General features: G+C 63.6%; 12 protein-coding genes. 5 read left to right on the top strand and 7 right to left on the bottom strand.

Features of this window, described 5'->3' with window-relative positions:
* Positions 1–126 precede the first annotated feature (126 nt).
* Entirely contained in the window at positions 127–1,590 is a 1,464-nt protein-coding gene (locus AC3EC3_RS18915; protein ID WP_488491134.1) for an amidohydrolase family protein, read from the bottom strand.
* A gap of 430 nt (positions 1,591–2,020) precedes the next feature.
* On the opposite strand from AC3EC3_RS18915, the gene AC3EC3_RS18910 reads away from it, so the two are divergent.
* Both AC3EC3_RS18910 and AC3EC3_RS18905 read left to right on the top strand, forming a co-directional pair.
* On the top strand, positions 2,021–4,363 hold the full coding sequence (locus AC3EC3_RS18910; RefSeq protein ID WP_488491133.1) for a TonB-dependent receptor: 2,343 nt from the start codon (positions 2,021–2,023) through the stop codon (positions 4,361–4,363).
* Between the two features lie 303 nt (positions 4,364–4,666).
* The gene (locus tag AC3EC3_RS18905) at positions 4,667–5,698 is read left to right on the top strand and encodes a hypothetical protein (RefSeq protein WP_488491132.1); all 1,032 of its coding nucleotides are present in this window, start codon (positions 4,667–4,669) and stop codon (positions 5,696–5,698) included.
* On the opposite strand, the gene AC3EC3_RS18900 is transcribed toward AC3EC3_RS18905, so the two are convergent.
* Complete coding sequence (locus AC3EC3_RS18900; protein WP_488491131.1) at positions 5,686–6,807, bottom strand: glycoside hydrolase family 43 protein; 1,122 nt, start codon at positions 6,805–6,807, stop codon at positions 5,686–5,688. The genes AC3EC3_RS18905 and AC3EC3_RS18900 overlap by 13 nt on opposite strands.
* Positions 6,808–6,905: 98 nt before the next feature.
* Entirely contained in the window at positions 6,906–7,787 is an 882-nt protein-coding gene (locus AC3EC3_RS18895) for a LysR family transcriptional regulator (RefSeq protein WP_488491130.1), read from the bottom strand.
* 90 nt (positions 7,788–7,877) lie between these two features.
* On the opposite strand from AC3EC3_RS18895, the gene AC3EC3_RS18890 reads away from it, so the two are divergent.
* The 3 genes from AC3EC3_RS18890 (at position 7,878) to AC3EC3_RS18880 (ending at position 11,401) form a co-directional block, all read left to right on the top strand.
* Positions 7,878–8,654: an alpha/beta fold hydrolase gene (locus tag AC3EC3_RS18890; protein ID WP_488491129.1), complete on the top strand. Its 777-nt coding sequence runs from the start codon at positions 7,878–7,880 to the stop codon at positions 8,652–8,654.
* Positions 8,655–9,103: 449 nt separating this feature from the next.
* A complete protein-coding gene (locus AC3EC3_RS18885) occupies positions 9,104–10,144 on the top strand; it encodes an MBL fold metallo-hydrolase (protein ID WP_488491128.1) in 1,041 nt (346 codons plus the stop codon).
* Between the two features lie 162 nt (positions 10,145–10,306).
* Positions 10,307–11,401 carry a helix-turn-helix transcriptional regulator gene (locus AC3EC3_RS18880; protein WP_488491127.1) on the top strand — a complete coding sequence of 365 codons (1,095 nt, stop codon included), beginning with the start codon at positions 10,307–10,309 and terminating at the stop codon, positions 11,399–11,401.
* Between the two features lie 141 nt (positions 11,402–11,542).
* Here the strand turns inward: AC3EC3_RS18880 and AC3EC3_RS18875 are convergent, their stop codons facing one another.
* The 4 genes from AC3EC3_RS18875 to AC3EC3_RS18860 form a co-directional block, all read right to left on the bottom strand.
* Entirely contained in the window at positions 11,543–12,397 is an 855-nt protein-coding gene (locus AC3EC3_RS18875) for a hypothetical protein (protein ID WP_488491126.1), read from the bottom strand.
* Between the two features lie 17 nt (positions 12,398–12,414).
* A complete protein-coding gene (locus AC3EC3_RS18870) occupies positions 12,415–12,918 on the bottom strand; it encodes a putative periplasmic lipoprotein (RefSeq protein ID WP_488491125.1) in 504 nt (167 codons plus the stop codon).
* Entirely contained in the window at positions 12,915–14,321 is a 1,407-nt protein-coding gene (locus AC3EC3_RS18865; RefSeq protein WP_488491124.1) for a hypothetical protein, read from the bottom strand. Before AC3EC3_RS18865 ends, AC3EC3_RS18870 begins: the two co-directional genes overlap by 4 nt.
* A gap of 79 nt (positions 14,322–14,400) precedes the next feature.
* Positions 14,401–15,039, bottom strand: a complete 639-nt coding sequence (locus tag AC3EC3_RS18860; RefSeq protein ID WP_488491123.1) for a CsgG/HfaB family protein — start codon at positions 15,037–15,039, stop codon at positions 14,401–14,403.
* Positions 15,040–15,162 lie beyond the last annotated feature (123 nt).

Raw genomic sequence — 15,162 nt, 5'->3', positions numbered from 1 at the left:
TCTGGCGACCGTCGCAGAAGCGTGCTCCGCTGCGGTGAGAGGCCCTCTAAGACCCATCAGTGAGTCGGTCAACACGAAAAATCAGAGAAAGTTTTCAACAGGCAGAATCTCGTAGAAAGGCTACGCTCAACCGGAACAGCCGCAAGCGTAGACCTGCGCAATCGCATCGCGCATCGCCGCAATGGCATTCTCGTCAGGCGGGCTGGCTGTGTAGGCGACCTTTGCCTCCGCGGTGAGACGGGCCTCCAGCGCGGGTAGGTCGATGCCCGTGCAGAGCCCCTCGGCAACGACTCTCCGGCCCGCCACCCACAATTCGCGGACATGCTCCTTGCGCGCCCTTCCCAGCAGCAGGGTAATGACGTCCGGCTCCGGCAGCACGCTGTCGCTCGCCAGCGCCGCCAGATCGAGAACCAGCATATCGGCAGGCGCGCCGACCTCGATCCTGCCGCCGCCGTCCGGGCCGAGCGTGCCGCGGCGCCCCGTCTCGAACAGCCCTTTCAGGACGGCGCGTGGCTCCGTGCCGTAACCGGGCGCCTGCGCCCTTGCTCCCAGATGCCAGGCCAAACGCCCTTCCCGCAGCATGTCCTCGTCATCGTCGAGCGCCATTCCGTCCAGCCCGAAGGCGATCCGAACCCCCGCCTCCCGCATGGCCTGCATTTGCGGCATCCCTGACCGCAGACGAAGGTTCGAGGACGTATTCACCGAGACGGTGACGCCCCGTGCCGCCAGCAGGGCAATGTCCCGCTCGTCCAGCCAGACCGCATGCGCCAGCGTCAGGCGATCGTTCAGCAGGCCGAGTTCATCCAGCCATGCAAGCAATCCTTGCGGATGCTGCGCTTCCGCCCAGCGGCGTTGCGGTTCGGTTTCGAGGCAATGCATATGGACGCGGCGATTCTCACGCGCGGACGCTTGGGCAATCGCGGCGAGTGTCTCGGGCCGCGCCCATTGCGGGGCGACCGGGTGGTATTGCAGCGTGAAGCAGTCGTGCTCGAAGGCCTTGGCCTGCTCGATGAGCGCCATGTTGGTCGCGCAGTCGCGCATCCCCGCTTCGGCATGGCGGACCCGATCACGCATGGGCTCGGGCAGCAGCGCGGCCAGCCGCTCCAGTTCGCCATAGACCATCGGATTGCGATCGAAGAACGGCCAGCCGAACACCACACGGATGCCGACATCACGCGCGGCGCGGGACACGGCCTCGGCTTCGGCCAGCAGCGCGCGCCCGTCCTGTGTATTGTGGCAATGCGCGACCACGCCAACACCTGAGCGCGCCAGCCGTCCGAGCGCAACCACGGCATTGAGCCAGGGATCGAGCCGGGGCTGGCGGGCCAGATCGGGCAACCAGGTTTCGAGCGACTGGTCGCGTGCGCCATAGGCCAACGTGCGCAGGCCGCGCCCGTGATCGTGGGCATCGGTGAGCGCGGGGATCACGAGGCGCCCGGTTTCCTCTTCGCTCAACGCCCCCGGATCGAGCGGGCGGATCGCGGCAATGCGATCGTCGGGGCCGAAGGCGATCTCGCTTGGCCCCAGCACGGGGGCATCGGCAGTGGGCAACACGCGCCCGGCGCGCAGGACCGTCGTTTCGGTGGTCATGATACGAAGATCGTCATGCGGCTGCCTGCTTCATCATTGTCCGATTTCAATCCGGTTGAGCCCGCCCCGCGGGTAGCCCCCTCGCCCTGCATCCGGTGGTGCCGTATGCGTGCGCCGCCGTGACGCTACGCGCAACACGAAAGCGAGCGCACGGAATTTGCAACGGGTATGTTCCGTACTTGCAATGGTGCATCGCCGCAAAGTTTGCCTTCTTATAGGCATCGCCGGATCGCAACGGCGGTCACGACATACCGGAGCGCGTCGCCAGACTGCGGACACCGGGACCGATCAGTGGAGGGCCGTGGGGCAGATCGCAAAAACGACGCGCTGCGGATCAGGAGAGAACGAAGAATGCGCCGACGTGCTGTCGGCGACTGGGGATTTGGTCATTCAATGAGGGCTTCGCGTCATGTCAGGGCATAGCAATACCATGAACACCTTCGCCGCCGGCAACCGGAGTCATCGCCGGTTTCTCGCATCGTCCTGTGCCATTCTCGCGCTGGTGAGCGCCTCGCAGGCCGCCTTTGCCGCCGATGGAGCCGCCGCCAGCGGCGCTGCCGCTGCTGCGGACGACAACAACGGCGCCATCGTCGTCACCGCCCAGCGCCGCGCGCAATCGGTCAACGACGTGCCGCTTTCGGTCGCCGTGACCGACCGCAAGGAGATGGACCAGCAGGGCATCCGCAGCATCTCCGACCTTTCGCGGATGACCCCGGCGCTGAACTTCGCGCCATCCTCGGGCGTGTCCGCGAACAACGGCTCGAATATCTCGATTCGCGGCATGGCTTCGGATGTGGGCTCTGCAACGACCGCGATCTACATCGACGATACGCCGATCCAGATCCGCAACGTCGGCTACTACGGCGGCAACCCCTATCCCAAGGTCTTCGATCTCGACCGCGTGGAAGTGCTCTACGGTCCGCAGGGCACGCTGTTCGGCGCCAGTGCCGAAGGCGGCGCGGTGCGCTTCATCACGCCGGGGCCGGACTATGACGGCATGCACCTCTACACCCGCGATCAGGTGTCCTTCACGCAGGAAGGCTCGCCCTCCTACGAGACCGGCCTTGCGGTCGGCGCGCCGATCACCGACAACCTCGCCTTCCGCGTCAGCGGTTGGTATCAGCATCAGGGCGGTTACATCGATCAGGTCGCGCAAGGGACCGACGATGTCATCAAGAAGGATATCAACTCGGGCAATTCCAAGGTCTTCCGCGCCTCGCTGGGCTGGAAGCCGACCGATACGCTGACCATCACCCCAGCCTTCTACTACCAGCGCACCCATCAGGATTCGCGCAACGATTACTGGGAAGGCTACGGCGTCACGTCCGATGCCGACTATCACTCGGGCGTCTATGCGCTGGAGCCCAGCACCGACACGTTCTACCTCCCCTCGATGAAGGTCGAGTGGAAGGTCGCGCCGAATATCGACTTCATTTCCAACACCTCGTACTTCGCGCGCAAGCAGGAGCAGACGCTCAACTACGCGACGTACTTCTCCACCCTTCGTTCGGGCAGCGCCTTCGGGACCTATGCGAACAAGGATCTGGACAACATGAACGACTACCTGACGATGAAGCAGAAGAACTTCATCCAGGAAGCGCGTTTACAGTCCTACGGCAACCAGCTGATCGACTGGACCGCCGGTGTGTTCTACTCGCACACCAAGCAGGATTTCAGCAACTACACCGCCTCGGGTCGCACACCGGGCGTGCTGGTCAACGGCTATACGCAGTATGATGGCCAGTTCAGCTACGTGAACCTCGTCCATGCCAAGGACGAGCAGATCGCAGGGTACGCCAGCGTCGATGTGAAGCCCACCGACAAGCTGACCGTCACCGCCGCCGTACGCTACAGCCACGACACCTTCGACTTCACCAATGTCGGTGACGGGCCCACCACCGCCAACGTGCGTACGGTCACGACCGCGAACATGAAGGAAGGCGCCTGGACGCCCAAGTTCGGCGTGACCTACAAGGCAACGCCCAACAACATGCTCTACGTCTCGGCCACCAAGGGCTTCCGCCCCGGCGGCGCGCAGGCGGCAATCGCCAGCGACCTGTGCTCGGGCGACCTTGCCACGCTGGGCCTGACCACCAGCCCCACCGCCTACAAGTCGGACTCGCTGTGGTCTTACGAGGCCGGTTCGAAGAACACCTTCTTCGGCGGCAAGGTGAGCCTGGGCGCCAGCATCTACCTGATGAAGTGGACGAACATCCAGCAGTCGGTCCGCCTGCCGACATGCTCGTTCTCGTTCATCTCGAACCTGGGCAATGCCACCGGCAAGGGCGGCGAACTGTCGGCCGAAGTGCGCCCCTTCCAGGGCTTCAACCTCGGCGCCAACCTCGCCTACGTCCACCTGACCTATGACCATGACGCGTTCGGCGGCAACGGCCTGCTGCTCAAGGCCGCCGGTCAGCACATCGGCGGGCCCGCCTGGACCGGCCACGTCTACTCGTCCTACGAAATGCCGGTGGGCGAGGACGTGAAGGCCTATGTCCGCGGCGACTACACCTTCTCCAGCCATACCTACCAGACCGCCGTCTCGGGCGCCTATGGCTACGACTCGGGTCTGACCGACCTGCCGGGCACCAACTTCGTCTCGATGCGCGCAGGCGCCCGGTTCAGCGGGGTCGACCTCTCGTTCTTCGTCGACAACCTGCTGAACTCGCACGACGTGCTGTCGCGCGGCCACGACTCGATCGGCTCGTCGCTCTACTATGACCAGAGCTTCCAGCCGCGCACGGTCGGCCTGACACTCCAGTATTCATATTGAGGCTCCAGTACTCGTACTGAGGCGCAAGACCGCTGGGTCTGACTGATACGAAAACGACAGGCAACGGCGGGAGCAGCAATGCTTCCGCCGTTGTCGCATCCGGATCACGCGCCGGGGGTAGCAAACGGCAGAGGTGGGTGGGTATATGCATAACGCCCTCCCCTTCAGGGGAGAGAGGCAATAGCCGCAAGGGAGCATTTGCAGACCATCCGAATATAGCCATACGGCCCAGCCACACCGTAAAACCCGCGATATTGGCAGCCCCATACTTATCAGGCATGCTCCCGCAAAAAGGGAGAGAACATGCTGAAGGCTCTTGTTCTACCACTGGCCCGCGCCAGTGCTGTCGTATCGGGTGCGCTGATCCCTGCTGCGCTGGCCAGTGCTCCCGCCACCGCGCCGTCCTCCGATTCCGCGCCGCCATTCGCCCCCGCATCCGCAAAGCCTCCTTCCAGCGATGAAATCCTCGTCACGGCCAGCCGAATGCGGCTTGTCGATCTCACCTATTCGCTGCGCGACCGCAGACTTTCGTCCTGCACGATTACAAAATCGAGCGGCATGCGCGAAGTGGACGTCACGGTCTGCACCATCCTCGACGCTTGCCTCCGCGAAGGGCGCACCAAGCCGTCCGATGCGAAGATCTGCCTTAGCGATGCGATCACGGATTTCCGCGAGGGAAAACGCAATCTGGCCGAGCTGACAGGACAATACCCCCGCGACTTCGACGTTCAGTTCGCACCGAATCAGGCCGAACGAGAGAAATTGGCCACGCTGGCGTCCAGACGCAATGGCTCCCCTCCCTCTCCTTCGCCCGAGACGGCCCCGCCTGAGCCACCGCCGATCGTCGTCACCGGCAACCGCAATCCGATCACGGCAGGACAATGGCAGTTCGAGCAGACCGGCTATCTGCTGACTGATACCAATGTCAGAACGCTGGGGCGAACATGGTTCGTATGCATCACGGATGGCGCCTTGCACTATACCATAGACGATATGATCCAGCGCTCGTTCTTCAGTCCTGACGTTCCTTCCTGGTGCCAGCGCTGGAACGTGGCGCTTGCCGCCGACGATACGATCACCGGCGATCAGCGCTGCTGGGTGGGCAAAAATGTCCGCATGAAAGGCGAATTGAAAGGCCATGTCTCGGCGGACGAGATCCATCTGCAGCGCGTCATGTACCTGCATGCCATGCAAACGACCAGCGCGCTGATCGACCCAGAAGCCCACATGGATATTGAGGGACAGCGTATCGGTGACTGCGATCCGAACGAAGTCAGGCCCGGCGGCAGCGCGTTCCTGCCCTCACCACGCCGCGCGCCGTCTCAGCGGAAGTAATCGAGCAACCGCTTCGTTTCCGCAGGGCTCACGGCGATCACCGCACCGTGCTTGGGACCGGTGAAGTTGGTGGTCTTCATCGGCGAGCCGGGATCGTTGAAGCGGCCCAGATTGCGGAAGTGGACGAAGTCGGTGGTTTCGGAAAAGCCCATGTTGTTGGGCTTGGCACCGAACACATCGTACATCAGCACATAGGTCGAGGTGCCCGCGCGGCGCCACAGCGTCGGCGCCTCGGTGCCGACCTTCTCGGGATCGACGGGCGTGGGATCATAGGCATAGCCGCCGTTGATCTTTGTCGAGATCGCCTGTCGCAAGTGGCCCGGCTTGTCATGCGCGACGTAGAACAGGTGGTACTTGTCGCCCACTTTGGTGATGTCGCCGTCGATCGTGTTGATGCCCGCCTTGGGATAGGTGAACAGCGGCTTGGGCACATCGGTCAGCGTGGTGAAATCGGGATCGGCATAGGAATAGACCATGTGGTCGGTCTGCGCGAAGTCGTGCGTGGTGTAATAGACCATCATCCGGCGCCGCGCGGGGTCATAGATCGTCTCGGGCGCCCAGGCGGTACCGATGTTCGCGGTTTCGGGGAACAGCTTGTCGATCCGCACGATGTGATGCGTCCAGTGGATCAGGTCGTAGGACTTCATGAAGATCAGCGCGCGGTTGTTGCCCCAGCCCCACTTGTCGCCGGGTCGCTGCCATTCGGTATCGCGAAGCCCCTCGCGCTGGGCGTAGATGTGCAGGTCGGTCATGGCGATATAGAACGCCCCGTCGGCCCCGCGCGAAATGTGCGGATCGCGGATGCCCTTCTGCTCGGCAATGTCCCGCCCGGACAGTACCGCCGTGCCGCCATTCACATCGGTGAAGGTATAGCCATCGGGCGACACCGCGAAATGGAGCGAGTGATCCTCGTCCTTGAAGTACACCAGCAAATAGGATGTGCGGGCGGCCGCCTTCGGCGTTTTGGGATGCGCCTTGGGCAGCGCGGTGACAATGGCCAGCTGGCGTGGGCCTACCTGCGTCACCCCAGGCGTCGGCGAAGCTCGCGAAACCGCAGTGGCCGACATCACTCCAATGCCCAGCATTGCCGCGCCCCAAAGCACCATCATGCCCCCGCGATTTTTCATGCGCTCTCTTGCCGCCTGCATCTTGAATCTCCCCATTCTCTGCCGGGTCTATATCGTTTTCTACCCCGCTCTGTCCTGCCTCAGATTACCGAGCGCGCCTGCTTCAGGAACGCCAGAACCGCGGCCGAGCGTTCTCCGCGGCGCACCGCGATCGCGAGTTCCACGCTAGGCAGATCATCGACAATCGCGTGATAGTTCACGCCCTTTACCGTCACCTCGCTCATCGCGGCAGGGACCAGCGCAACGCCCATTTCCGCAGCGACCAGCGCGATCACCGAAGCGATCTGCGGCGCCGACTGCCCCAGCTTGGGCTCAAAGCCGGCATTGCGACAAGCCTGTATTGTCGCATCGAAAATCGTGGGCCCCAACGGCTTGGGCGTCACGATGAACAGATCGTCGACAAGACTCGCCAGCTGGATACCATCCTCATTGGGCATGCGTGAAGAGGCCAGTGCCGCGATCAACGGCTCCTTTTCCAGAACGTGAATGTCGAGGTCGCTGCGATCAATCGCCTCGGGTCGCAGGAAGACCGCATCCAGCCGCCCTTCGCGCAGCGCCGTCGCCAGAAGGTTCGAGTTCGCTTCCTCCAGCGCCAGCACGACATCGGGATGTTGACGTCGAAAAGTGCGAATCGAGGCAGGGACACGGTGATTGAACGCCGCCGACCCGGTAAACCCGATCCGCACCGAGCCGGTCTCGCCACGCGCGGCCCGCTGTGCGGCGACCGTTGCCGCTCCCGCCTGCTCGGGAATGTGGCGCACCGAAGCCAGAAAGGCCCGTCCGGCATCGGTCAGCTCGGCGCCATGCGGCACCCGGCGGAACAGCGCGACGCCGACCTCGTCCTCCAGATCGCGAATCTGCTGGCTAAGCGGTGGCTGGCCAATCCCGATCCGCCGCGCAGCGCGGGTGAAATTGCCCTCCTCGGCCACGGCAAGGAAGTACCGGATGTGACGCAGCTCCATGCGCTATCTCCAAAAGCTATGACGAACGCCACTGCCATATATTGGACATCAGGTCGATACCACGCCATTACATCTCCACGGAGATAGACAATGCTGCTCGACGAAGACCGCCCGTTTTCCCATTTTGACAACGCTCATGACAGTCATGGTACGGTTTACGCACCCAGCGCACAGACGCTGGAGCCCGTAGTCTTTCTTCCCGGCCTGTTATGCGACCAATCCTTGTGGCGTCCGCAGATCTCGCGTCTTGCCGATGTCGTGGCCCCAAGTGTCGCCGATCTTACGCTCGACAACGATGTATCGCGGATGGCAGCCCGTGTACTGGCCGCGGCGCCTGCTCGATTTGCCCTCGTTGGCCTTTCGATGGGCGGCTATGTCGCGCTGGAGATCATGCGCCAGGCGCCCGAGCGCGTGACTCGCCTTGCACTGTTCAGCACCAGCGCGCTCCCCGACAGCGAAGGACAAAGCGCCAATCGTCGCCGGAACATCGAATCGCTCAAACGTGGACGCTTCGTGGGCATCACCCGCCCGCTGCTCGACCTGCTGGTCGACGAGAGCCATCGTGAAGGCGCGGTCGCCGATGCCTTGCGCGGCATGGCCTCGCGCGTCGGCGGTGATGCCTATATCCGCCAGCAGGAAGCGATCATGAACCGCGCCAGCGCAGCGGACATCCTGCACAGCTTCCGCATTCCGACGCTGGTGGCGGTCGGCAAGAACGACCGCGTTACACCTCCCGACGCCGCGCGCTTCATGCGCGATCGCATTCCGGGAGCCGACTATGCCGAGATCGCAGATTGCGGCCACCTGCCCGCGCTCGAACGCCCCGAAGAGACCGCCGCCCTGCTGCGTCGCTGGCTGACCAAGTAACCTCTCTCCCCGTCTGCGTGCCCTGCCTCCGGGCGAGCACGCAGACGCCCCTTGGCTGACACGCTCATTTTTACGCTCAGCTTTGCACGCTCTGCCTGACAGGCCCTGGTTGACACGGTTTACACGGTCCAGAGCGATCTTCGCCTCCCGAAATCCGCCATTTTGCGTCGCAAAAGCGCTTGCATGTTGACACCCTGTGTCACCTTGCAGCGTGTAAAATGACACGCTGGACACCCTCGCCGCCGGGTAAAGTGCCACGGACGGCATCCTTTGCGGAAGATGGAAAAGACGGGGGAGAACCGGCATCCCTCCTTCTACCCCTGCGCCACACCTGTAGGACAGCGGCGACACGCCCATCCGGCGTCATCGCCCCTCCGGAGAAAAAGCGCAAAGCCGCCCTCGCGGGATTCGGGTCCGCTTCCTACATGGCAAGGCGAAAGGTCTCCTGCATGCCTCGTCGAAATCGCTATTATACCGGCCCTGTCACCGATCATTTCGACGGCACGCGCTTCCTCAATCCACCGGGGGAGCCGGAGACCGACCGTAGCCTGAGCGATGTCTGGCGCTGGCGCCGCACCGCACCGTCGAATACATGGCCCACCTCGTTGCCGGTCGCGCCGATCGTGCCTGAACCAAGCGTCGAAACCTTGCGTGTCACCATGATCGGGCACGCAACCGTGCTGATCCAGATCGCAGGACTGAACCTGCTGACCGATCCGGTCTGGTCGGATCGCGCAAGTCCGGTCACTTTCGCCGGTCCCAGACGCATCACCGCGCCGGGCGTAACGCTGGAGGCGCTCCCCCCGATCGATGCCGTGCTGCTCTCCCACAACCATTACGACCATCTCGATGTGGCAACGTTGAAGACACTGGTCGCGCGGCACGATCCCCTGATCGTCACGCCGCTGGGCAACGACAGCATCATTCACAAGCATATTCCTCAGGCACGGGTCTATGCGGGAGACTGGGGCGCCGTGTTCGCGCTGGCCGCCCCGAACGGCACTCTCGCCCGCGTACACGTTACCCCTGCCCTGCACTGGTCCTCACGTGGACCACGCGACCGGCGCATGGCCTTGTGGGGCGGTTTCATGGTCGAGGCAGCCGACAAACTCGTCTACTTCGCAGGCGACACCGGTTATGGCACCGGCAATATCTTCCGCGCCCTGCGCGAACGGTTCGGTCCCTGCGACCTCGCCATCCTGCCCATCGGCGCTTACGATCCGCGCTGGTTCATGGCGGCCCAGCATACCGATCCGGAGGAGGCCGTCCAGATCATGCTCGATCTGGACGCGCAGGCTGCGATCGGCATGCACTGGGGCTCGTTCAAGCTGACCGACGAGGCGCGCGACGAACCCGCAGAGCGGCTGCGCGCGGACATGATCCGTCGCGGCCTGGCCCCGGCGCGTTTCGTGGCGATGCAACCGGCAGAGGTGGCGGATTTCGCAGACATCGCCGAAATCCCGGCGAAGACACAGACAGCGCCCGCCTGACCCCGATCCGCGCCCTGCCCTTTGTCGGACAGCGTCCCGATACGGGATGTATTCTTTACTTTATGAACAGATGTTCATGATGCATTGGGGCGTGTGCGCCGCTCCTGACTTGGCGGCTGGGAGCGACGCGCGCGATCGGGGCGATATGTTCACGGGGGGCCGATGGACAGGGGTGCATTGTACGATGCCATTCACGACGAGACGGCGTTTGCCGAACTGCCGGCACGGCTTGCGCTGCTGGCGGGCGGACGATCCGCCACGCTCTATCGGTTCGATGGCGCCGGGCATCTGACGGATCTGCAGTATTCGCATTTTCCCGACGAGGTGATCGCCAAGATTCTCACCGACCCGGATCGTCGGCTCGATACCTGGGGCAATATCGGCTTCGCCTCAGGTATTACCGGGCGAAGCATTGCACTGGACAACCTGTTGCCGGAAGCGGAATTTCGTCAATCGGCGTTCTGGAACGAAGTGGTTCGCCCCTTGGGCGACGACACGGGACATTGCATGGGGATAGTCCATCGCATGGAAGGCGCGATGCTGTGCACAGCGATCCAGCGCCCCATCGCCAGCCGCCATGCATCAGGCAACAGTTGGGGCGGCGCCTATTCCGAAGAGGAAACCGCGCGGCTCGACGGGCTGATCGTCGATCTCCAGCGCATCTATCTCGCCCGCGACCTGATCGGCGCGCACGAGCAGCGGATCGATGGCCTGTCGCAGTTGCTTAACGCAGGAGAAGAGGGGCTGCTGCTGGTCGGTCCACGCCTGCGGGTAATCGAGGCAACGCCTGCTGCCCTCACCGTGCTGGAAGCGATGGGCGCGCGCGTGCTCGATGGCCATGTCCGCCTGGCCAACGCCCGCCTCGAAACCAAGCTGCGCCTAGCGGTGGAGGACACCCTTCACCGCCGTGCGACACCGCAGGTGACATTTGCCTGCGAGACGGCCGACGCTTCATATACGGCACGCCTGCTGGTTCTGCCGGCGAAAAGGGACATGCAAAGCGGCTGCGTGATCCGTCTGCGCACAGAAGCGCCGAGCGAGTGCCATGCCGGAACGTGGCTGGCCCACCATTTCGGCCTGACTGCCGCCGAAGTTTTGGTGGCGCAGGCCCTGTCGGCCGGGCTCGCGCCCGATGACATCGCACAGCAACGCCGCGTCAGCCTGAACACCGTGCGCACGCAGGTTCGCCAGATCCTGCAAAAGACCGGCTGCGACACGGTCACGCGTCTCGTCGTGTTGATCCGCAGCCTGCCGTAGACCCGACCTGCCGGATATCGCCTGCGAGAAGCGCGCGCCTAGCGCATTTTCTAATCAGGTAGAATCACCTGATGACTCGGAAAATGCGGTAAATCAGAAGCTTGGAGCAGTTTATCCAGTGCGGCTGGATCGGAAACCGCTCTAGCGCACGTTGCGGGCAATCGCCCTCAGCGTGTCGATCGCGACCTGTCGCCCTGCGGCGAGCGGTGTTGCCGGCTCAGGCCTCGCCCGCACGAAACCGGCAGTCCCGGCGACATAGGGCATCGGTCCGGCAGAGGGTTGCCCCTCGCTGGAGATCATCGCGACCACGCGGCCTGATCGCAGATCGCGCACCACCACCTTGAACGCGCTGTCACCCTCAGCGCGCGCCAGCGGCGTGATTTCGACCACCCAGTCCGCGCGACCGAGCAGCGCCTTCATTTCCACCGTCTGCCCGTTCGCGGTATCGCCATCGAGCGCGGCCGCACGAACGATGGTGGTGCGATCGACCAGTTTCACCCCCGCATCCGCCAGCCCCTGCATAAAGCCGCGTTCGAGGTCGAAATCGACTGCCTCGGAGAACGGCGTGTCACGTCGCGCGTTATCCAGACGATTGGTGGTTGAACGCAAGGTCGCATCTACATCACGATCCGTGCGCGCATCAAGGCGACTGTGCGTGCCGCGCCGGGTGCCTCGCGTGTCGAGATCCCCCGCCTCGGTGCCTGAAGCATGCGAGGAGAATGTCGTCACATCCTCGCGCCCGGTCTCGATCTCGTCGGTCAGCACACGGTTCCAGAACACCGCCACCCGCGGCGAGTGCGCCCGCGCATAGGCGGGCGGAAATCCCTCGGAGCCGTCGCGCCGGGGCGGTGCATAGGGCGCATCCAGTGTAGCGGGCAACCCCTCGCGCGTGCCCGGTGGCGAAGACCAGCCTGCTGTCACGCCGGGCTGGCCTTCGCGCTGGGGACCTTCCTGCGCCGCCGCATCGCCCCCCGATACGGCGGCGAATATCGTCATGGCCAACAGCGCCGTCTTCACTGGTCTGCCCTCAGTTCGATCAGGTAGAACGCGACACCATCGGGACTGATCGAGCGTTCCTGATAGACGCTGGTCGAAAGCGGCGAGAGATAGACCGGCTTCCACACCGAGGCTTTCTCCGCCGGTGCCTGCGAGGCGTCCAGGAACGAGGAACGGGCCTGCACCACCAGCGGCTGCTTGGTGCAGTTGACGAGCCGCGCAGTCACTTCCAGCGTATTCGCCTCGGTCCGCCGGGCGAATAGCCCTTCAACGACCACCTTCTTCCACGTCTCGCGGTCATTCATCTGCACCGCGTTCAGATCCACCGGCGTCATCGCACGCGGCATGTTGGCGACCAGCGCCGGACCACCATGCGGCGGATCCTTACGCGCGGCCCCGATGTTGCATTTCAGCGGGCGGTTCTCACGCGCAAGAGCCGGGGCAGGCAGCGGCGCCGGAACCAGGCCGGTGCCAAGCGCCGCCAGCAGCACACCCCCGATCAGGAAACGTTGAAACTTCACAGGGTCGATCCTTCCAGAGTGGTGCGGAAGGCCTTGTTCTTGACCTGCACCGGCTTCTTGCGGTTCTGCGCAGCGGCAACGCCTGCATCCTCGCCGACGATATCGTCGCCGAACACGCCGGGGCGAGAGCGCATCCACACGATCGAGCAGGCCTTGGCCCCACCGCGCAGGGTGTCGCTATCCTTCAGGCCATCCACCGCAGCAGTGTCCTTGAGATACTTGCCCTCGGACTTCCACGCGGAAGACTTCGCCATGGCGGAACCCACCAGGATCAGATCAGGAAGCCCTTCCCAGGCGCGGATATCGGCATTGGTCTTCATCGCGCCCGAGAACATCTTGAACATGCTTCCGGCGAGTTGCGAATAGACGCCGCCGTTGCCCATCAGTCCCTGCATTGCCAGCGCGGTGCCCACCGCATCGGTGCCTTCCTTCCAGTTGGCCTTGCCGTTCATCAACCCGTCGATCGCGCGCCCGCCGCGCGTGGTCGCCTGATACTGCACGCTGCTGGCCAGCCGGAGTGGAACCGCGCTGGTCTTCTTGCCATCGACCAGCGTCACCGCTGCCGCATTTTCATCGTAGGCCGCTCCCGGTTGGAACACGAGTTTCTGCGCCTGCGCGGCATCACGCGCCTTGACCGGCCCATTGCCGAGTTCGGCCACGAACAGCACATTGTCTCCCGGTGCAGGCGCTGTCAGGCCCTTTTGCGCCTTCATCGCCAGGTCGAACGATTCCCCGGCCGAGGTCATGTCCCCCGCGCACTTCTGGCTCCAGCCGCGCAAGTAGTTCATCACCGCAAAGTCGCTCTGGAAGCTCTCTTCCTCGGACAGCGTGTCCTGATATTCGGCATTCTTGAACGAAACCGTCGCATCGGGGTAATTGCCCTGCTGAAGATAGATCAGCCCACGATAGTAATAGGCCATGGCCCGTTCGTAGGGCTCACCCTTGAAGTCCTTGTTGGCCTCGTTATGGAATACCGATCGCGCGGTCGCCGCCTGCGGATTGTCGGCATAGATCGTCTCGATCCGGTTCAGCGCCTGATCGAAAGCCCAGCCCGCGTCCTTGAACTGTCCCGCCTGATAGGCCGCCAGACCCAGCCGCTCGAAGTTGAGCACCGCATTACGCTCCCCGCCTGTATAAAGCGCGCGATAAAGCGGACGCAGCGCCTCCGGCTTGGCATCGACGTAAGCGATGATCTCGTCGGGATATGGCCCCATGCCGTATTTCGCGACCAGATCGCGCTGGCGCTTCGCCTCGGCCCTGGCAACCGCTTTTGCCGCCTTTGCATCGGCCACGGGTGCCCCATCGGACGAAGCAGCCGGCGCCATCGCTCCGGTCTGCGCACGAAGCGGTGCGGCAACCAGCGTGGTGGACAGCAGGACGGTGATAACAACGCGAATACGCATGGAAACTCCCCCTTCTGGATGAACGCCGCACGCGATTGCCCCCTGCAACCCCGTGAGCGAAAGCTAGCTTTTGGAAAACTCAGCGGTAGACGACGTCGTCCCCGGCTGCCCGGACGATCACATAAGGCTCTCCGCTCCACGGCAGATCACCGGTTTCCATATCGACCAGTTCGAACACCACTTGCGTGCGGCGCTGGACAAGCCCCGAACGGGTATCGCGCGAATCCAGCGAAGTAACACGGCCGATCAACTGATAATCGACGCCCGAGACGCCCTTGGTCAGCCCGCGCGTACCCACATCGGCAACCCCCGAACGCTTGAGTTCACGCTCGCGCATGACGATGTCCATCGCCTCGCGACTGACGAAACGGATGCGCCCCTTAGCCGCGCGGTTCAGTTCGGCGCGCAGCATCGAGGTAATCATGTCCCGGTCGATGCGCTGGATCGAATTGTTGTAGAACTTCTCGCTGTCCACGACGATGCGCGGCGGCACGGGGGTTCCGACGATATCGGGCCGCGACATGAGATCGCGCACCACCTCGTCGGCCATGCGCTGGATATCCGCCGATTCGATCGATTGCCCGAACACTGCCCCCTTGCTCGACGGATCAATCTCCATCGCCTGCGTGCCGTGCTTGTTCGATCCGGCATGGGCAGCGCTGCTGCCGAATGCCAGGATTCCCATCGAGGCTGCCGCGATAAGGCCACGAAACTGCATGCTTTCCCCCTTGAGGCAAGGACAACGCCGCACCGCCCCCCGATGCCTGTCCGTCCCGCCTTCGCGCAATCCCTTGGCATGCACGGCGCAGTGCAATCATCATCAGGATTGATGATGCGGTAA

The sequence above is a fragment of the Novosphingobium sp. BAM6 genome (assembly GCF_057784955.1).
This window is presented reverse-complemented; position numbering and strand designations above follow the sequence as displayed.

Excerpts from the sequence above, each read along its gene's own strand:
- AC3EC3_RS18915 (WP_488491134.1), bottom strand. The coding sequence starts at position 1,590 with ATGACCACCGAAACGACGGTCCTGCGCGCCGGGCGCGTGTTGCCCACT.
- AC3EC3_RS18910 (WP_488491133.1), top strand. The coding sequence starts at position 2,021 with ATGAACACCTTCGCCGCCGGCAACCGGAGTCATCGCCGGTTTCTCGCA.
- AC3EC3_RS18905 (WP_488491132.1), top strand. The coding sequence starts at position 4,667 with ATGCTGAAGGCTCTTGTTCTACCACTGGCCCGCGCCAGTGCTGTCGTA.
- AC3EC3_RS18900 (WP_488491131.1), bottom strand. The coding sequence starts at position 6,807 with ATGATGGTGCTTTGGGGCGCGGCAATGCTGGGCATTGGAGTGATGTCG.
- AC3EC3_RS18895 (WP_488491130.1), bottom strand. The coding sequence starts at position 7,787 with ATGGAGCTGCGTCACATCCGGTACTTCCTTGCCGTGGCCGAGGAGGGC.
- AC3EC3_RS18890 (WP_488491129.1), top strand. The coding sequence starts at position 7,878 with ATGCTGCTCGACGAAGACCGCCCGTTTTCCCATTTTGACAACGCTCAT.
- AC3EC3_RS18885 (WP_488491128.1), top strand. The coding sequence starts at position 9,104 with ATGCCTCGTCGAAATCGCTATTATACCGGCCCTGTCACCGATCATTTC.
- AC3EC3_RS18880 (WP_488491127.1), top strand. The coding sequence starts at position 10,307 with ATGGACAGGGGTGCATTGTACGATGCCATTCACGACGAGACGGCGTTT.
- AC3EC3_RS18875 (WP_488491126.1), bottom strand. The coding sequence starts at position 12,397 with ATGACGATATTCGCCGCCGTATCGGGGGGCGATGCGGCGGCGCAGGAA.
- AC3EC3_RS18865 (WP_488491124.1), bottom strand. The coding sequence starts at position 14,321 with ATGCGTATTCGCGTTGTTATCACCGTCCTGCTGTCCACCACGCTGGTT.
- AC3EC3_RS18860 (WP_488491123.1), bottom strand. The coding sequence starts at position 15,039 with ATGCAGTTTCGTGGCCTTATCGCGGCAGCCTCGATGGGAATCCTGGCA.